Genomic DNA, 17,023 nt, shown 5'->3' with positions numbered 1-17,023 from the left:
GATCTCCAAGCAGGCGGCGGTCGTGCTCCCGATGGCCGTCATGCTCGGGCTGGGACTGTGGGGGCTGGACCGGGGCACGATGTGGCGCGATGAGTCCGCGACGTACCAGATGGCCCGGCGGACCCTCCCTCAGATCCGCGACGCGCTCGGCACGGTGGACGCCGTCCACGGCCTCTACTACCTGCTGATGCACCCGGTCCTGGCCCTGCGGCCCTCCGAGGTGACCATGCGCCTGCCCTCGGTACTCGCCGCCGTGACCGCCACCGCCCTCGTCGCCACCCTGGGCTGCCACCTCGCCCGCCCCCGGGTGGGCCTATGGGCCGGCCTCCTCTACGCGACCACGCCGGTGGTCACCCACTACGCCCAGGAGGGCCGCTCCTACGCCTTGGTCGCGGCGAGCGCGACCGGGGCGACGTACCTGCTGGTGGACGCGGCGGGGCTGGCGCCGGGGACGAGCCGAGGGGGCAGACGGGCGGACCGGCCCGCGCGGGGTCCGGCCCTCGCGCCGGGCGGGGGAGCGGCCCTCGCGCCGGGGCCCGCGGCGGGTTCGGCCCCCACGCCCACACCCGGTACCGGGGCGGCGTCCCGCCCGGCCGGGCGGGTGGGTGAGGCGGCGCCGGGCATACGGGTCCGTCCGGCCGTACGGGCCCGCGGCGACGTGCCCCGCCTGGAGCCGGGTCCGCCGGGCGGGCCCGAGGCGAGGGGCCATGCGGCAGGGTGGCGCTGGGCGGCGTACGGGGGCGTGGTGGCCGTGACCGCGCTGCTGCACGTGTTCGCGGTGCTCATGCTCGCCGCGCACGCGTTGACGCTGCTCGTCTCGCGCGCCCCGCGCCGCGTGTGGTGGGGCTGGGGGAGCGCGGCGGCGGGCGCGGTGGGGGCGGTGGCGCCGCTGGCGTTGGCGGCCCGGCGGCAGAGCGCGCAGATCGCCTGGATGCGCCATCCGACGCCGGGTCGGCTGTGGGCGGTGGTCGAGGACTTCGCGGGCCCCAGCGCGCTCGTCCTCGCCGTCAACCTCCTGCTGATCGCGATCGCCGTGATCCGCCCCCGCCGGCGCTCGCTGACCGCGGTGGCCCTGCCCCTGATCTGCGTCCCGCCCGTCCTCCTCTTCGCCTTGGCCCTCCACCGCCCCTGCTTCCACGAGCGCTACCTCCTCTTCGCCCTGACGGGCATCCCGCTACTGGCCGCGGCGGGGGCCGACCGCCTGGCGGGGGCGGCGGCGGGTCGGCTGGGCCGGGGGGAGACCGCACGGCCGGCCGCAGCGGGGGCGGACCCGCCGGTCGGGGTGTTGGCGGACGGGGCGCCCGGGGCGGGGGTGGACCGGCCGCCCAGGGCGGTGGCAGGACGTCTGGCCACAGCGGGTGCGGACCGGTACCGGTTGGCGGGGGCGGTGACGGGTCGGCTGGGCCGGGGGAAGGCCGCTCGGCCGTCCGGGGTGGTGGGGGACCGGCCGGTCAGGGCGGTGGCCGACGGGCTACCCAGGGCCGTGGCGAGTCGACTGGCCCGGGCGGTGGCCGGTCGCCGCCGCGCCGTGGTCGCCGCGGCCGGGGCCTTCGCGGTCGGCTGCGCGTTCGTCTGGCAGTTTCCGCTGCACCAGCGGGAGCGGGAGCCGTTGAGCCGTCAGGACGACCTGGCCGCGCTGTCCGCCGCGGTGGGGCGCCTCACCCGACCGGGTGAGCCCGTGCTGTACGACCCACCCAAGGAACGGCGGATCGCGATCGCCTATCCGCGCCCCCTCGCCGGGCTGCGCGACATCGCGCTGGCCACCCCCGGCCCGGCCTCCGGCACGCTCTACGGGGTGGACGTCGGCCCCACCGAGCTGCTGCGACGGCTGGACGGGACGCGGTCAGCATGGCTGATCGCGGCCGACGAGCCGGAGGCACGCAGCCCGAAGGCGGCCACGCTGACGGGGCACTTCCGGCTGGCGTACTCCCTGTGCCTGCCCGGCATCCGCCTGGAGCACTATGTGCGGACGGGGCTCGCGCACGGAACCGAGGGCCCCGGGGCACCGCCGACCGAGGACCTTGGGGGTCACGCCGCTGACCGGGGCCAGGGTCCGCTGAGGACTTCGGGGGTCACGCCGCTGACCAGGGGCTTCGAGGGCGGGCACCGCTGACCGAGGGCCCCACCGATCACTCGCGCGAGCCGCTGCTGCGGGCCCCGATGGTTACGCGCGGCGAGCCGCTCCGGGGTTCGCGGTGGTCACCTGCCCGCACGGTGAGCCCCTCCCCGTAGACCCCGGTGGTCCCCCGCGCAGCGAATCGCTTGCGAGACCCCCGCTGCCCACCCGCGGCACCCAACCACCCCCCAGGCCCCCGCCGCTCCCCCGCACCGGGAGCCGTTCAGGGCTCCGGGGCGGAGCCCCGGTGGGGGTGAGGGGGCGGAGCCCCCTCTTTCGGGAAGGGGCGGGGTGGGGCAAGCCACCACTCACCCCCGCAACGACCCGCTCCCCGTAGCCTGCGCCCCCGGAGCCCGCCGAGCCGGAACGACGGCGCGACGCGCCAACGCGGCGGCGCCCGCCAGCCGCAGCAGCCCCGTGAGCGGGACCCGCGCCGCACCGCGCGGCCCCGTACGCGGCACCCGCGCCGCACCCCGCGCCGAGCGATACGGCGCGTTCCACCCGTAGGGGAACGACGCCTTGTCCGTCGTGATGATGTTCGTCGTCTCGTCGCACGCCAAAATCGCGATCAGCCACCGCCGCACCACCCGGTGAAAGGCGGGCGTCAGCGGCCGCGGCGCCAGCAGCCAGTCGCGGCACTGCCCGCTCACCGCCGACCGGTACGTGGTCTCGTCGTAGCGGTGCCAGGGCGCCTCCGGGGTGATCGGGTGGAGGCCGTAGTCCATGGCGGTCAGCGGCGCCAGGGCGGTGCGCAGCGCGTTGTGGTCCGCCCCGGGGAGCAGTTCGCACACGATCCACGGCCGGTGACGCCGGACCGTGTCGTACGACCCGCGCAACACCGCCGCCTCCAGCGTCTCCACGTCGATCTTGATCAGATGCGGGGCGAGACCGCGCTCCCCGGTGAACGCGTCGACCGTCGTGACCGGCACCGTGACCGACTCGGTGTGCCGGCGGTGGGCCGGGTTCAGCGAGTTGGAGGACTCCGACTTGAGGGAGAAGTACAGCTCGGCGGTGCCCGGTTCGTCGGCCAGCGCGGTCTGCTGCACCTCGAAGCCGAGCCGGTTGCACTCCCGGATCCGGCGGCACAGCGCGGCCGTCTCCGGCGTCGGCTCGAACGCGATGGCCCGCGGCCCGCGCCCGCCGTCCCCGTACACCGCGCTGATCAGCGCCGAGTACAGCCCGATGTGCGCGCCGATGTCGTACACCGCGCTGCCCTCGGGCGCCTGCTGGGCCAGGGCCAGCAAGGTGGCCTGGGTGGTCGGCTCGTAGCCCGCGAGCCCGGCGCGCCGCAACTGCCGTTGCACGGCGGTCTGCTTGCGGCTGAGCACATTGAGCGCCCGCGGATACGGCCCGCCCGACTCGAGGACGTCCGGGTTCAGGGGAAGGGTGATGGCGAGGGGCATGGCTGCCGCGTCTCCTGTCGGGTGACGGCCCGCTCCAGCGGGCTGGGGAGGGGGAAGTAGGCGTCGAGGAAGGGGCGGACCAACGCCAACTGGTCCTCGAGGTCGTGCTCGGAGGAGACCGTGTCGTTGAGGCAGAACGCCTGGCAGTGGCGCGCCCGCAGCAGTCTGGCCAGCCGGGTGCGGACGGTGGGCTGGGCCAGGTCGAAGTAGTCGTAGCGCAGATGGGCGGGGACCGCGCGCCCGGTCAGGAACGCGTAGTAGTGGTGGAGCGAGGACGGTACGGAGATGTCCGTCGTCGAGCGCACCCGGCTGGCCATGGTCGCGCGGACCGCGTCCGGGAACTCCTTCTCGATCTCGGCGAGCACGCTGGTGCGCAGGGCGTGCGGGGTGTGCTTCATCTTCTGGGTGATGGCCGGGCCGAACCGCTCCTCCAGCAGCGCCCGGTTGTTCTTGCCCGCCGCCGATACGGGCACGTCACCGGGGCCCACAGGGGTCAGCGGGATCAGCGCGCGGGAGGGGAAGAACTTGGAGACGCCGTTGGCCAGGAAGAAGTCCTGCGGGGTGACCGGCGAGCCGAGGAAGACGTCGTCGTTGAAGTAGAGGAAGTGCTCGGCGAGCCCGTCGATGTGGTGCAGCCGGGTCTCGATGGCATGGGAGTTGAAGGTGGGCAGCACATCGGGGTCGTCGAAGATGTCGTGGTGGTCCACGACGGTGATCCCTGGGTGCGAGACGTCCAGCCAGTCGGGCACCTGACGGTCGGTCACCAGGTAGATGTGGCGCACCCAGGGGGCGTACAGGTACAGCGAGCGCAGCGAATAGCGCAGCTCGTCGCGGTTGGCGTAGCGGGCGGGGTTGGCGGCCTGGGCGTGGTAGCCCGTGCCCGCGAGGGCCGCCCGCCGCCGCTGCCACTGCGGGTCCGAGCCGTCCACCCAGGTGTAGACGACGTCGATGGGGAAGCGGACCTCGTCCGGCAGCCGGGTCACGAACTCCGGGCGGGTGCGCACCAGCGGCCCCGGCTGCCAGCCGATGGGCGGGGCGAGCCGGGTGAACAGCTGGTCGGGGGCGCGCACCGGCTCGCCCACGAGCGGTACGGACGCGGTGGTGCGGTTGAAGCGCGGCGCGATCAGCACCCGCTCCTCGCCCTGCCCGCCGGGCTCCCAGAACTCGATGTCGCAGCCGTGCGCCGGGCCGAGGACCAGCCGTCCGCCCGGTCCGGTGTGGAAGCGGGTGAAGCGGACCACGGGGGCGGCGGCCAGCCGCCGCCAGGCCCGTCGGGTACCGCCGAGCCGGGGCGGGGGCGCCGGGCGGCCCCGCCCCGGGGGCAGCGAGACGTACCCCGCCTCCTCGGCGCACAGCGCGGCCAGCGCCTTGACCACCTCGGCCCGCTGATCGGCCCGTACGCCCACGGCCGAGCCGACGTTGCTGTAGCAGCGGACCACGAAGTGGTCGATCCGCGCCCGGTCCAGCGCCTCGCACACCAGCCGCAGGTTCTCGGCGCGCGCGAACAGGGGGGTGGGGGAGGGGACCAGGGTCGCCACCAGGGCGCCGCCCCGTCGGTCGGCGATCACCATCCGGCCGGCCCCCGCCAGCAGCCCGGCCCGCCGCATCCGGCGCCGCGCCCGGCGCAGCCGCAGCGCGCCGGATGCGGCCGACAGCCCGCCCAGGCCCCGCATGGCCGCCCGGCGCAGCCCGGGGACGGTCACGGCGACGACCGCGCGGCGCAGCGGCAGCGGGACTGTACGCCGGTATCCGCGCACCAGCGGCGGCGGATCGGCGAGCCAGGGGCGGGGGGCGGTGGGCGGTGCGGTGAGGGGCATCGTGAACCGGGGCACGGCGCATCCCATCGGTTGACGCGGCATGGATGGTTTCTCACACCATCATCTGAACGCCCGCCGGATGGGGCGGCGCCATGGCGGATCACCCGCAAAAGCCCCCCGTTCGGCCGAACGCCCGGCCTGGCCCGTGGGCGGGTGCCGACGGTCGAGCTTCGTTCTTTGGGGGAGTTCGCGGCCCGCCGGGCCCTCGCGTACGAGGGTCCGGCGGGCCCGGAATGACGACGTGGACCGGCCCCTGGCCGACTCAGGGACGGCGGTGAGAGGCTGTCCGGCTTGGTTACAGCCCGACCGGGTTGAGGTAGGTGGCCGGGTGGGTGGCGCCGTCCTGCTTGAGGATCTGGCCGCCGAACGGCCACTTCAGGGTGAAGTGCTCCGTCTCGTTCGGCGGGGTGACCAGGAACTTCGCCGGAACGAACTTCTCCTTCTGCGGCGTGGACGCGGCCACCGGGAGCAGGGTGATGCTGAAGTCCGTCGTGTCTCCCGGCCCCAGGACCATCTTCTCGGGCGTCTTGGAGGAGCGCGCCAGCGACCAGGTGCCGTCGGTCGCCTGAGCGCCGATCATGTCGACACCGGCGAAGCCGGACAGGGTGCAGGTGCGGTTGCTCTGGTTGGTGAACCAGATGTACGCCTGGGTTTGCCTCTCGGTCTGGTCCATCTCCGGTCTGGCGTCCTCCCCCGTGGCGAAGCCCGCCTTCAGGTCGGCGGTGTGGCAGCGGGTCGGCGCGGCCTTGGCGGTGGCGGCCGAGGCCGGTATGGCGGTAGCGGCAGTACCCGCGACGACGAGGGCCGCAAGGGCCACTGCGGTCAGCTTGCTCTTCATGAAGTGTGGGGTTCCCCTCGCATAAGAATCGGCGCGCGATGTCGTGCGCGCCTGCGCACCGAAAGATGTGCGATGCATGGGGGAGGTTCCGTGTGCCGGAGGGCCTATTTCGGACAGCCAGGCTCCCAAGTGGAGCCGTATTGAGGGAACTTATCCGGTGCGGGCCGTTGCGGCGTCGTGGGGCGGACACCGCAACGGCGACCAGGCAAAACGGGGATCAGAGGCTGCGGCCGGTCGTCAGCTCATCAACAAAGGCGGTCCAGGAGGTCGCCGGGAAGACCAGCGCGGGACCGTCAGGCCGCTTGCTGTCACGGACGGGGACGACGCCGGGTATGCCGTCGGCCACCTCCACGCAGTTGCCACCCGCCTGATTGCTGTAGCTGCTCTTGCGCCACGCGGCGCCGTTCAGATCGGGACGGGACACTCGCTCCACGGTGGTTGCCCTCCATCACGGATCGGATCATGTCGAGCGACATGAGCGGGGGCAGAGACGCCGCCCGCAGCCGATCGTAGGACAGCGCGTAGTGCTTCACATCCTTTGGTTCCTCGACGAGTTGACCGAAGTCTGCACCTTCTTTGTAGGCGACCTCGTCGCCCTCCGGCAGGGTCAGCACGGTCAGGGATCCGCCCATCGCTTCATGTCCGCCCTGGTCGAACGGCAGCACCTGCACGGTGATGCCTGGTTCGGCGGCTGCTTTCAGCAACCGGTACAACTGGGCTCGCATGAGCGAGTGGCTACCGATCGGGCGCCGTAGCACCGCCTCGTCCAGGACGACCCATAGCTCGGGCCGGTCCGGTGAACGCAGCCGCTCCTGTCGTCCGAGGCGAGCGGTGACGCGCTCCTCCAACTGCTGCTCCCCACTGAGTAAGGGATCGAGGCTCAGTACTGCCCGCGCGTAGTCCCTCGTCTGCAACAGACCGGGCACCACCTGCGCGGCGTACTCACGAATGGACACCGCTCGCTCCGAGTACGCCATGAACGCCCGCGACCAGTCCGGGAACGCCTCCCGGTAGACGTACGGCCACATGTCCACCAGCAGGCTGTCCGCCCCCAGGACGGTGTCGAGCGTCCGTGCCAGCTCGAACGTCGGTTTCGCCCCGGACGCGCGCTCGATCTGGGTGATCCGGGTGCTGACCACATGCGTGCGCTCGCCCAGCTCGGCCTGGGTCAGACCGGCGGCCGTACGGAGTCTGCGGACCCGGGATCCGAAGAGTGCCGCCATCGATGAGCGAGGATCAACTTCTTTGGCCAAAACATCACTTCCGTTCCTTACAGCCTGAAAGGTAAGGCGTTACGGCCTTTCGAGCGTAGACCCGCGCCACGATCCTTAAGCACGGAACGTCACGATGCGCACACGGTGCGAATCGTACGGAAGGACGAACGGACGGAAATGGACAACACCGTGCTGAAGACGACCACGGCGCCGGACCCCGAGCCCGAACTCCGGGAGCTCACCCAGCAGTTCCCCGCCACACCGCGCGGAGCGCGCCTCGCTCGGCGGCTTGCCGTGCGGCGCATGGAGGAGTGGGGCTATCCGCCCGCGTCGGACGCGTCCTGCACGGTGGCCCTGCTGGTGGCGGAGCTGGCCTCGAACGCCGTACGGCACGGCCGCGTACCCGGGCGGGACTTCCGGCTCCGTCTCGCCTGCGCGCCCGCGACGCGGACGATTCGCGTCGAGGTCTCGGACGCCCGCGAGGACCGCCTCCCGGCCATGCCGCCGACGCCGACGGCCGATGACGAATCGGGCCGTGGGCTGCTCCTGGTGGATCTGCTGGCCACCCGCTGGGGGACGACCCCTCGTGTCCCCGTCGGCAAGACGGTGTGGGCGGAGTGCGGTGCGCCCTGAGGTGAAAAGGGGCGGCCCGGCGCCCCCGAAGGGGTGCCGGGCCGCCTGCCGTCGCGGGGTGCGGTTACTTCACCGCGCCCGCCATCACGCCCGCCACGAACTGGCGCTGGAAGGCGAAGAAGACCGCCAGCGGGATCAGCATCGAGACGAAGGCGCCGGGGCCGAGGATGTCGATGTTGTTGCCGAACTGGCGGACCTGCTGCTGGAGGGCGACCGTGATCGGGGGGTTGCCGCTGTCGGCGAAGATCAGGGCGACCAGCATGTCGTTCCAGACCCAGAGGAACTGGAAGATGCCCAGCGAGGCGATGGCCGGGCCGCCCAGGGGCATGACGACGCGGAGGAAGAGCCGCAGCTCGCCCGCGCCGTCCAGGCGGGCCGCCTCCAGGAGTTCGCGGGGGATCTCCGCGAAGAAGTTGCGCAGGAGGAAGATCGCGAAGGGGAGGCCGAAGGCGGTGTGGAAGAGGACCACGCCGGTGGTGGTCTGGAAGATGCCGATCTCGCCGAAGAGCTTGGCCACCGGGATCAGCGCCACCTGGACCGGGACCACCAGCAGGCCGACCACGATGAGGAACCATACGTCGCGGCCGGGGAAGTCCATCCAGGCGAAGGCGTAGCCGGCCAGGGCGCCGATCACGACGACCAGCAGGGTCGCCGGGACGGTGATGGCGAGCGTGGTCCAGAGGGAGTCGGTGATCTGCTGGTTGCCCAGCAGATGGTCGTAGCCGCTGAAGGTGAGCTGTCCGGGGTCGGTGAAGACCTTCCACCACCCGGAGAGGTCCACCTGCGACGGGTCCCGCAGGGAGGACAGCAGCAGTCCGGCGGTCGGCATCAGCCACAGCAGGCCGACCAGGAGCAGGACGACCCGCAGGGCCCCGCCGCCGGTGCGGGCGGCGATCCGCGCGACCAGGGACTGCTTCGCCTGTACGACCGTGTCCGCGCTGGTCATCGGCGGCTCTCCCTTCGGATCCGGCGGATGTTGATGAACATGACGGGCAGCACGAGCAACAGCAGCAGCACGGCGATCGCGCTGCCGAGACCCTGGTTGACGTCGGTGCCGAAGGACGACTGGAAGAGTTGGAGGGCGAGGACGTTGGCGTCGTCCTGGGAGGGGCCGGGCGCGATGATGTAGACGAGGTCGAAGATCTTCATCACGTTGATCATCAGTGTGACGACGACGACCGAGAGCACCGGCGCCAGCATCGGCACCGTGATCCGCCGGAAGACCTGCCACTCATTGGCGCCGTCCATCCGCGCGGCCTCCATCAGCTCGCGCGGCACCCCCGCGAGCCCCGCCGCGATCAGCACCATCGCGAAACCGGCCCAGATCCAGACGTACGCGCCGATGATGGCCGGGGTGACGAGGGACGGGCCGAGCCAGTCCACGCCGTTGTACGGCTCGGAGAAGTTCCAGGCGGGCAGCCGCAGCTGGGCGCCCTCGGCCTTGGCGGGGAGGGAGTACGTGCCGTCCGCCGCCGTCTTCGCCCGCGCGACGACCTTCCCGTCCTTGACCGCCTCGATCTTGAGGTCGGCCATCGCCTTCTCGCCCTTGTCGATGGCGCCCTCCTTGCCGAGGCCGCCGCGGGTGAAGTCGAACCAGACCGTGCCGGTGACCTTCCCCGGCTCGGGCTTGGCAGCCTTGGCGTCCTGTGCGCCGCCGATGTCGTCGCGCTTGGCGGCGACGAGCGGCAGCGAGGTGGGGGAGCCCGCGCGGAGGGTGTCCCGCGTGGTGAACGAGCCGTTCGGCGCCTCGGTCAGCCCGGCGGTGGGACGCGGATGGGCGCCGGGGAACGGCGGCGACTCGCTGAAGGAGTCATGCACGCTCACCCACATGGCGTTGGCCACGCCCTTGTCCGGGTCCTGCTCGTAGACCAGCCGGAAGATGATGCCCGCCGCCAGCATCGAGATGGCCATCGGCATGAAGACGACCAGCTTGAAGGCGGTGGCCCAGCGCACCCGCTCGGTGAGCACGGCGAAGATCAGGCCCAGCGCGGTGGAGACGGTCGGGGCCAGGATCAGCCAGATGACGTTGTTCTTGATGGCCGTCTTGGTGGCGTCGTCGGAGAACATCTCCTGGTAGTTGTCCAGGCCGACGAAGCCGTTGCCCGAGGCGTCGAAGAAGCTCCGGTAGACGGAGTAGCCGATCGGATAGACGACGAGCGCCCCGAGCAGCACCAGCGCGGGCAGCAGGAACACCGCCGCCAGCCAGGGCCGGGTGCCCATGATGCTCTTCTGCTTCTTCGTGCTCGGCCGTTTGGCAGGTGGGGCGGACGATGCCCGGCCAGGCGTGGCCGCGCCGTCCGCTGTCGCGGTCGACATGATGTGGTTCTCCCGGTCGAGTCGTCAGTTCTTGTACGCCTTGGCGGCATCCCGCTCCAACTGGCGCTGGATGCCTTCGACATTCCTCGGGTTCTTGAGAAAGTCCTGGAGCGCTTTCCACTCGCCCTGCGCCGGCTTGCCGCCGAAGGAGGCGGGAGCCTGGTCGGACATGTCGAACCGGAAGTCATTGCCCGCCGCGATCAGCGCCTGTGCGATTTTGCGCATCGAAGCATTGGGATAGGCGCTGAACTTGACGTTCTTGTTCGCCGAGATGAACCCGCCGGACTGGGCCCAGATGGTCGCGGCGTCGGGCGAGGCGAGGAAGGTGAGCAGCGCCTGCGCCGCCTTGCTGTTCTTCAGCGCCACGCCGACGTCGCCGCCGGTCACCACGGGCGCGTCCGCGCCCACCGCCGGGAACGGGAACACCTTGGCGTCCTGGTCCAGCTCCGCGCCCGCGTCGGCGACGTTTGCGGCGACGAAGTCGGCCTCGAAGACCATGCCCGCGTCCGGCTCCGCCTTGTTGCCGAACGCCTTGGTGACGGAGTCCGGGAACGCGGTCTGCAGCGCGCCGCCCCGGCCGCCCGCGACCAGGCCCTTGGCGCCCCAGAGCTCGGCGAGCGTCTCGAGCGCCTTCTTCACCGACGGATCGGTCCACTTGATCTTGTGCTGGGCGAGCTGGTCGTACTTCTCCGGGCCCGCCTGGGAGAGATAGACGTTCTCGAACCAGTCGGTGAGCGTCCAGCCGTCCTGGCCGCCGATCGCGACCGCGTCGGTGCCGGAGTCGGAGATCAGCTGGGCCTGCTCCAGGAATTCCCGCCAGGTCTTGGGCACCTTGGCGCCCGCGTAGTCGAACGCGGAGGTGTTGTACCAGAGCAGGGATTTGTTGCTGGCCTTGAAATACACGCCATAGGGCTTGCCCTGGTACGAGCCGAGGTCCTGCCAGCCCTTGGCGAAGTTCTTGGCCAACTCGGCCCTGGCGGCGGCGTCGAGCGGTTTGGCCCAGCCCTTCTGGGCGAATTCGCGCATGACGCCGACCTGTCCGACCATCGCGACATCCGGCGGAGCGCCGCCCGCGATCTTCGAGCCGACGAAGCCCGCCATGTCGTCACCGCTCGGCACGAAGGAGACCTTGGCGCCGGTGCGCTTCTCGAACTCCTTGAGCACCTTGGTGAAGTTCTCCTGCTCGGTGCCCGTCCAGACCGCGGTGACCTGGAGTTTCTGCCCCTTCAGATTCGGTAGTTCCACGGTGTTGGGCGGTGGGCCGCCGCTGACCGTGTCTCCGTCGTCGCCGCCGCAGCCCGCGGCGGTGAGCATGAGTGCTCCCGCCGCCAGCAGGGCCACCGCGGCTCGTGTCGAACGCTTCGTACGAAGCGATACGTGCATCCCCGTGTTCCCTCCGATGCCAGCCGCCCCCGTGCGGCCGTGTCCCGTGCTGAGTAGTCCTACGCCCGGTCACCGAACGTGGCAATACTGCGTCCGGCGTTCACTCACGGATCGTGATCGGGCCGTGATGAAGGGTCGGCCGTGAAACGGGGCAGGTGGGACAGAGGGGAGGATGGCCGGAACGGATCGGAAGGTCGGGCGGGGCGGGACCGCTCGGGAACGGGCGCGAAACGGGCAGGAATCGGGCGGGAATCGGGCAGGGTGCGGACGGCGGCGGATGGGGCCGGTCAGATCAGCGCGGGTGCGGTGGGCGCGTCCGCCGACTGCGCGGCGCGCTGGAGCGCACTGGCGAGAAGGGCCAGGTCGGTGGGGCCGTTCCCCAGCTCGCGCAGCGGCCGGCGGGCGGGCGGATCGCCCATCCGCCGCCACTCCAGCGGTACGACGGTGGGCCGCTGGGTCGCGGTGCGCGGTATCCGTCCGGTCACCCGGCCCGCCTGAAACGGCGTTCCGGCGGCGTCATCCGCGCGGAACAGCCGCCCACGGCCCGGCGCCGGGTCGCCGCCCGGGGCGGCTGCGGCGGCTGGGGTGGTTGTGACCGAGCGTGTCGATGCGGCGGGGGATGTATGGGGTCTCGGGGGCTCGCCGGGGTGGGTGGGGTGTGTGGCATGGGTGGTCTGTGTGGCCTGTGTGGGGGCGGTTGGGCGGGCGGGCGTCGCGGTGGTCAGTGGGCGCGCGTCCAGTGGGCGCGCGTCCAGGGCGATCCGCAGGGCGGCCCGCTCGACGGCCACCGTGTCCGCCGTACGGTCCGGGCGTCCGGACGCCACGACCAGATGCACCCCGAGGCGTGCGCCGTCGCGGGCGATCGCCTCCAGCGCACGGACGACCGAACCGGCCGCCGGACGGCCGGGGCTGCCGAGGGCCGGGGCCACCAGCGCGTCGAAGTCGTCAACGATCACGACGAGACGGGGGAGGAGGGAACGAGGACGGGTCGCCGACGCGCTCGCGGTGCGCTGGGCACGCAGATTGAGCGTGCGGAGGGTGTCGCTCGGGGGAGGGTCGATATCGCCGGGCGGACGAGGCGCGACAACACGGGCCGCACCGGCCGTGCGGGCGGCACGGGTGGTACTGGGCGTACCGGCGGCACCGGCCGCGCCGGGTGTACCGGCCGCACCGGCTGTATCTGACGTGCCGGTCGAACGCGGCGCCCCGGGCGAAGTGGCGCCGGGTGCGCCGGACGCACCGGACGCACCGGTTGCGCCGGTTGTACCGGGGCCACCGCCCGAACGGGCCGCGCCGGGTGTACCGGCCGCACCGGCGCCAGGTGCGCTGGACGTACCGGTCGTCCCGGCTGCACGGGCCGCACCCGGCCCGCTCGCGCGGGACGCGCCCGTGTTGGCGCCCATGGTGCCGCCCGGGCCCGTGGCGCCGTCGTTGTCGCCGCTCTCGCCATCGTCGGGGTGGGGCCGGTCGTGCCAGGTGGTGAAGTCCTGCTGGCCCAGCAGTTCGGCGCGGCGCTTGAGCTCCGAGCTGAGTGCCTGCGCGAACTCCCGCATCCGTACCGGATCGGTGGCCGCCAGATGCGTCGAGACATGCGGCAGATCCGTGCACACCCGAAGCCCCTCGCCCGCCCCGGCCCCGGCCCCGGCATCGGACCCGGCGCCGTCGACGAGGATGAGCTCGAGCCGGTCCGGCCGTTCGGCGGCCGCGAGTGAGGCGGCGAACGAGCGCAGCAGCTCCGTCTTACCGGTGCCCGCCGCGCCGTCGATCAGCGCGTGCGGGCCCTCGGCGGCCAGATCGACCGTGAGCGGGCCGCGCGGACCGGCGCCGAGCACGGCCAGCGCCCGGCCGCCCGCCGGGACCTCGTCCGCCGCGGCCGCCCAACGGGCCAGCAGGGACGCGGGCGTGGCCCGCGCCAGCCCCAACTCGTCCAGCAGTCGCGCCGAGTCCGGCAGCGGGACGGTCGGCGGGCCGTCGGAGCCGCCGAACGCGCCGTCCTGCGCGGAGGTGGCCGGGCGCAGGGGCGCGAGCGCCCGCGCGAACCGCTCGGCCCACGCCGCCGACACCGCGTCCACGGTCACGGTCGTGGTGGCGCCGGTCGCGCCGGTGATCCCGTGGACCCCACTGGTGCCGGGCGCGACCCCGTCCCCGTGGACGATCTGGAGCCCGGTGGCCACGTCACCGCTCAGCACGGCCGCCACCCCGCACGCCGCGAAGGCGGCGGACGCGGAACGGGCGGCCTCGTAGCTCATGGGCAGCGGGGAGGTGGGCGACGCGGCGGGTGCCTCGGCCAGGCCGAGCAGATGGATTCCGGCCGCCGAACCGCTCACCGCCAGCCGGGCGAGCGTGTCGTGCAGCGCGGCCGGACCGGGGGTGCCGTCCACGACCACCACCGTGTACGGCCCGAAGTGGCGCGCCGCCGCGGACCGCGCGGCGGCCGGGGACGCGCTCGCCCAGCCGGGGCCCAGCGGCCCGTCCTCCAGCCGCCGGGTCAGCTCCTCCGTACGGGCTGTGGCCTGCTCCGCGTCGTACGCGAGCAGCAGCCGGCAGTCCTGCCCGCGCAACGGCTGGACGTGCGGCAGCCAGCCGAGCCACGACCACTCCGCGAGCCGCTCCTCGCCGCTGATCAGCACGATCTCCAACGCGGCCGGTGAGTGCAGGGCCGCCAGCTGCGCCACGACGGACCGGGCGAGCCCCGCCACCCGCGCCCGCGGGCCCGCGAGGCCCAGCGAACCGCACTGCCGCAGATCGACGGTCACGGGCGCGGCGGGCAACAGCCCGCCGTCGGGCGCCAGTTGGTCGGCCGAGCCGAGCCGCACGGTCAGCGCGTCCGGATGCCCGGGGGCGCGCTCCCAGAGGCGCGAGCCCGGCCCCAGCGCCGTCATCAGCAGGGTGGCCGGATCCGGCCACCGCCGCTGCAACGCCTCCGCCTCCGCGGCCGCCCGCGCCGTCGCGCCCCGGTCCTCCCGCACCCCACCCCGCTCGGCCGCCTTGCCCCCGGCCAACTGCCGCACCCAGGCCCCTATCCCCCGCCGCCGGGCCTGCGCCCCCGGTGCGTCCAGCGCATACCCCGCGCCATGCGTACGCTCCCCGGCGCCCCGCCGCCCGGGGGCCCCGCCGGACCCCGTACCGGCGGCCCGCGGCCGCCCGCCGCGTGGGTCGAAGTCGGCGGGAGCCCCGTCATGGCCCGCACGGCTGGAGTCGGTGCCGCCCGAGCCGAAGCCGCTACGCGGCCCGGCACCCGGCCGACCGCCGCGCCGGGCGTCGCCGTTATCCGCCCCGGCCTCGTCCGGCCAGTCGCGGCCTGCGGCCGCGCCGTCGTAAGGGGCGCCACCGGGACCCGCCGGGTCGCCAGCGGTTCCCCGGGGTGCGGGCCGGTGGTCCTGGGGGGTGTCCGAGTGGCGGCTGCCGGTCGGCCGTGGGCCGTGGCCCGGATGCGCGCTGCCGCCCGTGCCCGGCCGGTCCTGGTCGGCTCGCGCGGGCTGCCCCGCCGGGCCCTGCCCGGCGGCTCCGGCCCCGGGGGTGAGCTCACTGCGCCGGGTGCGGGCAGGGGACGGGTCGTCGTACGGCTGGCCCCGTCGGGCCGCGTCGCCGCCCTCCCCACCACGGTGGCCGACGTCCGCGGCGGCGGGGCCGTAGCCCGTGTCCTCGGGTGCGCCGGGGCTCCGCTGTCCGGCGGCCCCCGGGCCGCGGCTCGCCGGGGCGCCGGGCCCCCAGTCGGTCCGCACGTCCTGGGCGTGGCCAGGGCCGGGATCGCCGGGGGCACCCGGCGAAAGGCGTGGGTCGTCGTGTGTGGGCCGGTCACCGGGGAGCGAGGGGCGCTGCGGGCCGCGGCCGCGTCCGGCGGCTTCGCCGCGCGGCCCGGGGGCCGGGCCCGCACCGGGCCCCCACCCGTCGTCGTTCCGGCGGCCGTAGGAACTCGCCCCGCCCGGGGTCCCGGTGCCCGCGTCGCCGCGCGGCGCGGGGGCCGCGGCCTCACCGGGGCCCCAGCCGTCGTCGATTCCGTGGGCGCCAGCCCTCTCGTGGGCCGGGTGAGACTCGTCACCGGGCCCGGCGACCTTCGTCCAGCCCGTGCCGGGGTGGCGGGCGGGAGGGGTCCAGGGGCCCTGGGCGGTGTGGGTGGGGGCGGTGGGCTGGGGGGCGCCGGTCCAGGGGGCCTTGGCGTGGGTGGGGTGGTCCCCGGCGGGGGTGACGCGGAGGTGGCCCTCGCCGTCCGCCTGGACGGGGAGGCGCGTGGGGGCCGAGGGGATCGCCGACGCCCTGGAGGGGACGCGCAGCCGCAGGGCGGACTCGCCGATCCGCAGCAGCGCCCCCGGCTCCAGGGGCACCGGCTGGGGGCCCACGGGGACGCCGTCGGCGGCGGTGCCGTTGGTCGAGCCGAGGTCGGCGATCGTCACGCGGCCGTCCTCGGCGACCGTGACCGCGCAGTGCAGCCGCGAGACGTCGGGGTCGTCCAGGGGGACGTCCGCGTCGGCGGAGCGGCCGATGCGGACCTGGCCGCCGTGCAGCAGATGGACGCCGCCCGCGTCGGGCCCGGCGACCACGTCCAAGTGGACCGTGGCGTCGGCGACGGCGCTCTCGGGCAGACCGGGGTAGCCGGGGTAGTGGTCGGAGTCGGGGTCGGCCGGGCCGTGCAGGGAAAGCACCGCGCCGTCCACCAGCGGCGGCTCGCCGAGCGCACAGCGCTGCGGGTCCAGCCGCTCGCCCCCCGCGTACAGCACCACCGCGCCGCCGCCCCCACCTCCGCCGCCCCCCGCCTCGTACCCGGCCGCGGCGACCGCGTCGGCCAGCCCACTGGCCACCGCGGCGAGGGCCGTGCCGACGGGGGCGGTGACCAGGACGTCCACCGCGGCCGTAAGGGCGTGCGGCCCGGACGCGGGCGCAGGATGGTGGCCGGAACGGCCCGGGTGGGCGCTGCGCGGCCCGAGGACGGTCAGCCGAATCTGCATCGCCGTCAACGGTCCCTTCTGTCCGGGGGGCCGGGCAGGGGTGCCGACCCCCACCACCGCCCCCAGGCCCTTCGGCACGTACAGGTCCGTACGGGGTCGTACGGGTCACGGAGCGTGAGCCTCCCGGCGCTCGGCGCTTCCGTGCTGCCTGCATCCTCGCACCTGCCACCGACACTTCGCCCGCCGCCCGGCGCTACATGATCTTGATTGGTCGGCTAGTCGGCCGAAACTGGCTGATTGCGACCGGAACGGCCGCCCTGAACCGCCCTCGAACCGCTCTGAACCGCCCGTGAACCACCCTGAGCCGCCTTCAAGGCGACGGAAGCCGCCCCTCCGCCCCCCGCCGCGCCCGTTTGA

General features: G+C 73.9%; 11 protein-coding genes. 2 read left to right on the top strand and 9 right to left on the bottom strand.

Annotated features, from left to right (window positions below; all coding sequences use genetic code 11):
• The first annotated feature begins 31 nt into the window (after positions 1 to 31).
• Complete coding sequence (locus IEJ02_RS48610; RefSeq protein WP_223863976.1) at positions 32 to 2,113, top strand: glycosyltransferase family 39 protein; 2,082 nt, start codon at positions 32 to 34, stop codon at positions 2,111 to 2,113.
• A gap of 311 nt (positions 2,114 to 2,424) precedes the next feature.
• Here the strand turns inward: IEJ02_RS48610 and IEJ02_RS17160 are convergent, their stop codons facing one another.
• The 5 genes from IEJ02_RS17160 to IEJ02_RS17145 form a co-directional block, all read right to left on the bottom strand.
• Positions 2,425 to 3,519 (bottom strand): FkbM family methyltransferase, encoded by a 1,095-nt coding sequence (locus tag IEJ02_RS17160; protein ID WP_191065680.1) that lies wholly within the window; start codon positions 3,517 to 3,519, stop codon positions 2,425 to 2,427.
• Entirely contained in the window at positions 3,492 to 5,336 is a 1,845-nt protein-coding gene (locus IEJ02_RS17155; RefSeq protein ID WP_191065700.1) for a stealth family protein, read from the bottom strand. Before IEJ02_RS17155 ends, IEJ02_RS17160 begins: the two co-directional genes overlap by 28 nt.
• Before the next feature lie 295 nt (positions 5,337 to 5,631).
• On the bottom strand, positions 5,632 to 6,174 hold the full coding sequence (locus IEJ02_RS17150; protein WP_191065679.1) for a DUF4232 domain-containing protein: 543 nt from the start codon (positions 6,172 to 6,174) through the stop codon (positions 5,632 to 5,634).
• A 217-nt stretch (positions 6,175 to 6,391) separates the two neighbouring features.
• Positions 6,392 to 6,520, bottom strand: a complete 129-nt coding sequence (locus IEJ02_RS48605; protein ID WP_317985826.1) for a DUF397 domain-containing protein — start codon at positions 6,518 to 6,520, stop codon at positions 6,392 to 6,394.
• On the bottom strand, positions 6,483 to 7,397 hold the full coding sequence (locus tag IEJ02_RS17145; protein WP_191065678.1) for a helix-turn-helix domain-containing protein: 915 nt from the start codon (positions 7,395 to 7,397) through the stop codon (positions 6,483 to 6,485). Before IEJ02_RS17145 ends, IEJ02_RS48605 begins: the two co-directional genes overlap by 38 nt.
• Positions 7,398 to 7,565: 168 nt before the next feature.
• On the opposite strand from IEJ02_RS17145, the gene IEJ02_RS17140 reads away from it, so the two are divergent.
• The gene (locus tag IEJ02_RS17140; protein WP_191065677.1) at positions 7,566 to 8,021 is read left to right on the top strand and encodes an ATP-binding protein; all 456 of its coding nucleotides are present in this window, start codon (positions 7,566 to 7,568) and stop codon (positions 8,019 to 8,021) included.
• A 64-nt stretch (positions 8,022 to 8,085) separates the two neighbouring features.
• Here IEJ02_RS17140 and IEJ02_RS17135 read toward each other — a convergent pair whose 3' ends face one another.
• The 4 genes from IEJ02_RS17135 to IEJ02_RS17120 form a co-directional block, all read right to left on the bottom strand.
• Positions 8,086 to 8,967, bottom strand: a complete 882-nt coding sequence (locus IEJ02_RS17135) for a carbohydrate ABC transporter permease (protein WP_191065676.1) — start codon at positions 8,965 to 8,967, stop codon at positions 8,086 to 8,088.
• Entirely contained in the window at positions 8,964 to 10,337 is a 1,374-nt protein-coding gene (locus tag IEJ02_RS17130; RefSeq protein WP_191065675.1) for a carbohydrate ABC transporter permease, read from the bottom strand. Before IEJ02_RS17130 ends, IEJ02_RS17135 begins: the two co-directional genes overlap by 4 nt.
• 24 nt (positions 10,338 to 10,361) lie before the next feature.
• Positions 10,362 to 11,720: an ABC transporter substrate-binding protein gene (locus tag IEJ02_RS17125; protein ID WP_191065674.1), complete on the bottom strand. Its 1,359-nt coding sequence runs from the start codon at positions 11,718 to 11,720 to the stop codon at positions 10,362 to 10,364.
• A 287-nt stretch (positions 11,721 to 12,007) separates the two neighbouring features.
• Positions 12,008 to 16,666, bottom strand: a complete 4,659-nt coding sequence (locus IEJ02_RS17120) for an FtsK/SpoIIIE domain-containing protein (protein ID WP_191065673.1) — start codon at positions 16,664 to 16,666, stop codon at positions 12,008 to 12,010.
• Between the last annotated feature and the right edge of the window lie 357 nt (positions 16,667 to 17,023).

The organism is Streptomyces sp. 5-10, assembly GCF_014712245.1.
In the GTDB taxonomy this organism is placed as follows: domain Bacteria; phylum Actinomycetota; class Actinomycetes; order Streptomycetales; family Streptomycetaceae; genus Streptomyces; species Streptomyces violaceusniger.
This window is presented reverse-complemented; position numbering and strand designations above follow the sequence as displayed.

Bases quoted from the DNA above. Each gene is read 5' to 3' on its own strand.
- IEJ02_RS17130 (WP_191065675.1), bottom strand. From the start codon at position 10,337: ATGTCGACCGCGACAGCGGACGGCGCGGCCACGCCTGGCCGGGCATCG.
- IEJ02_RS17145 (WP_191065678.1), bottom strand. From the start codon at position 7,397: ATGGCGGCACTCTTCGGATCCCGGGTCCGCAGACTCCGTACGGCCGCC.
- IEJ02_RS48610 (WP_223863976.1), top strand. From the start codon at position 32: ATGGCCGTCATGCTCGGGCTGGGACTGTGGGGGCTGGACCGGGGCACG.
- IEJ02_RS17125 (WP_191065674.1), bottom strand. From the start codon at position 11,720: ATGCACGTATCGCTTCGTACGAAGCGTTCGACACGAGCCGCGGTGGCC.
- IEJ02_RS17150 (WP_191065679.1), bottom strand. From the start codon at position 6,174: ATGAAGAGCAAGCTGACCGCAGTGGCCCTTGCGGCCCTCGTCGTCGCG.
- IEJ02_RS17155 (WP_191065700.1), bottom strand. From the start codon at position 5,336: ATGCCCCTCACCGCACCGCCCACCGCCCCCCGCCCCTGGCTCGCCGAT.
- IEJ02_RS17160 (WP_191065680.1), bottom strand. From the start codon at position 3,519: ATGCCCCTCGCCATCACCCTTCCCCTGAACCCGGACGTCCTCGAGTCG.
- IEJ02_RS17140 (WP_191065677.1), top strand. From the start codon at position 7,566: ATGGACAACACCGTGCTGAAGACGACCACGGCGCCGGACCCCGAGCCC.
- IEJ02_RS17120 (WP_191065673.1), bottom strand. From the start codon at position 16,666: ATGCAGATTCGGCTGACCGTCCTCGGGCCGCGCAGCGCCCACCCGGGC.
- IEJ02_RS17135 (WP_191065676.1), bottom strand. From the start codon at position 8,967: ATGACCAGCGCGGACACGGTCGTACAGGCGAAGCAGTCCCTGGTCGCG.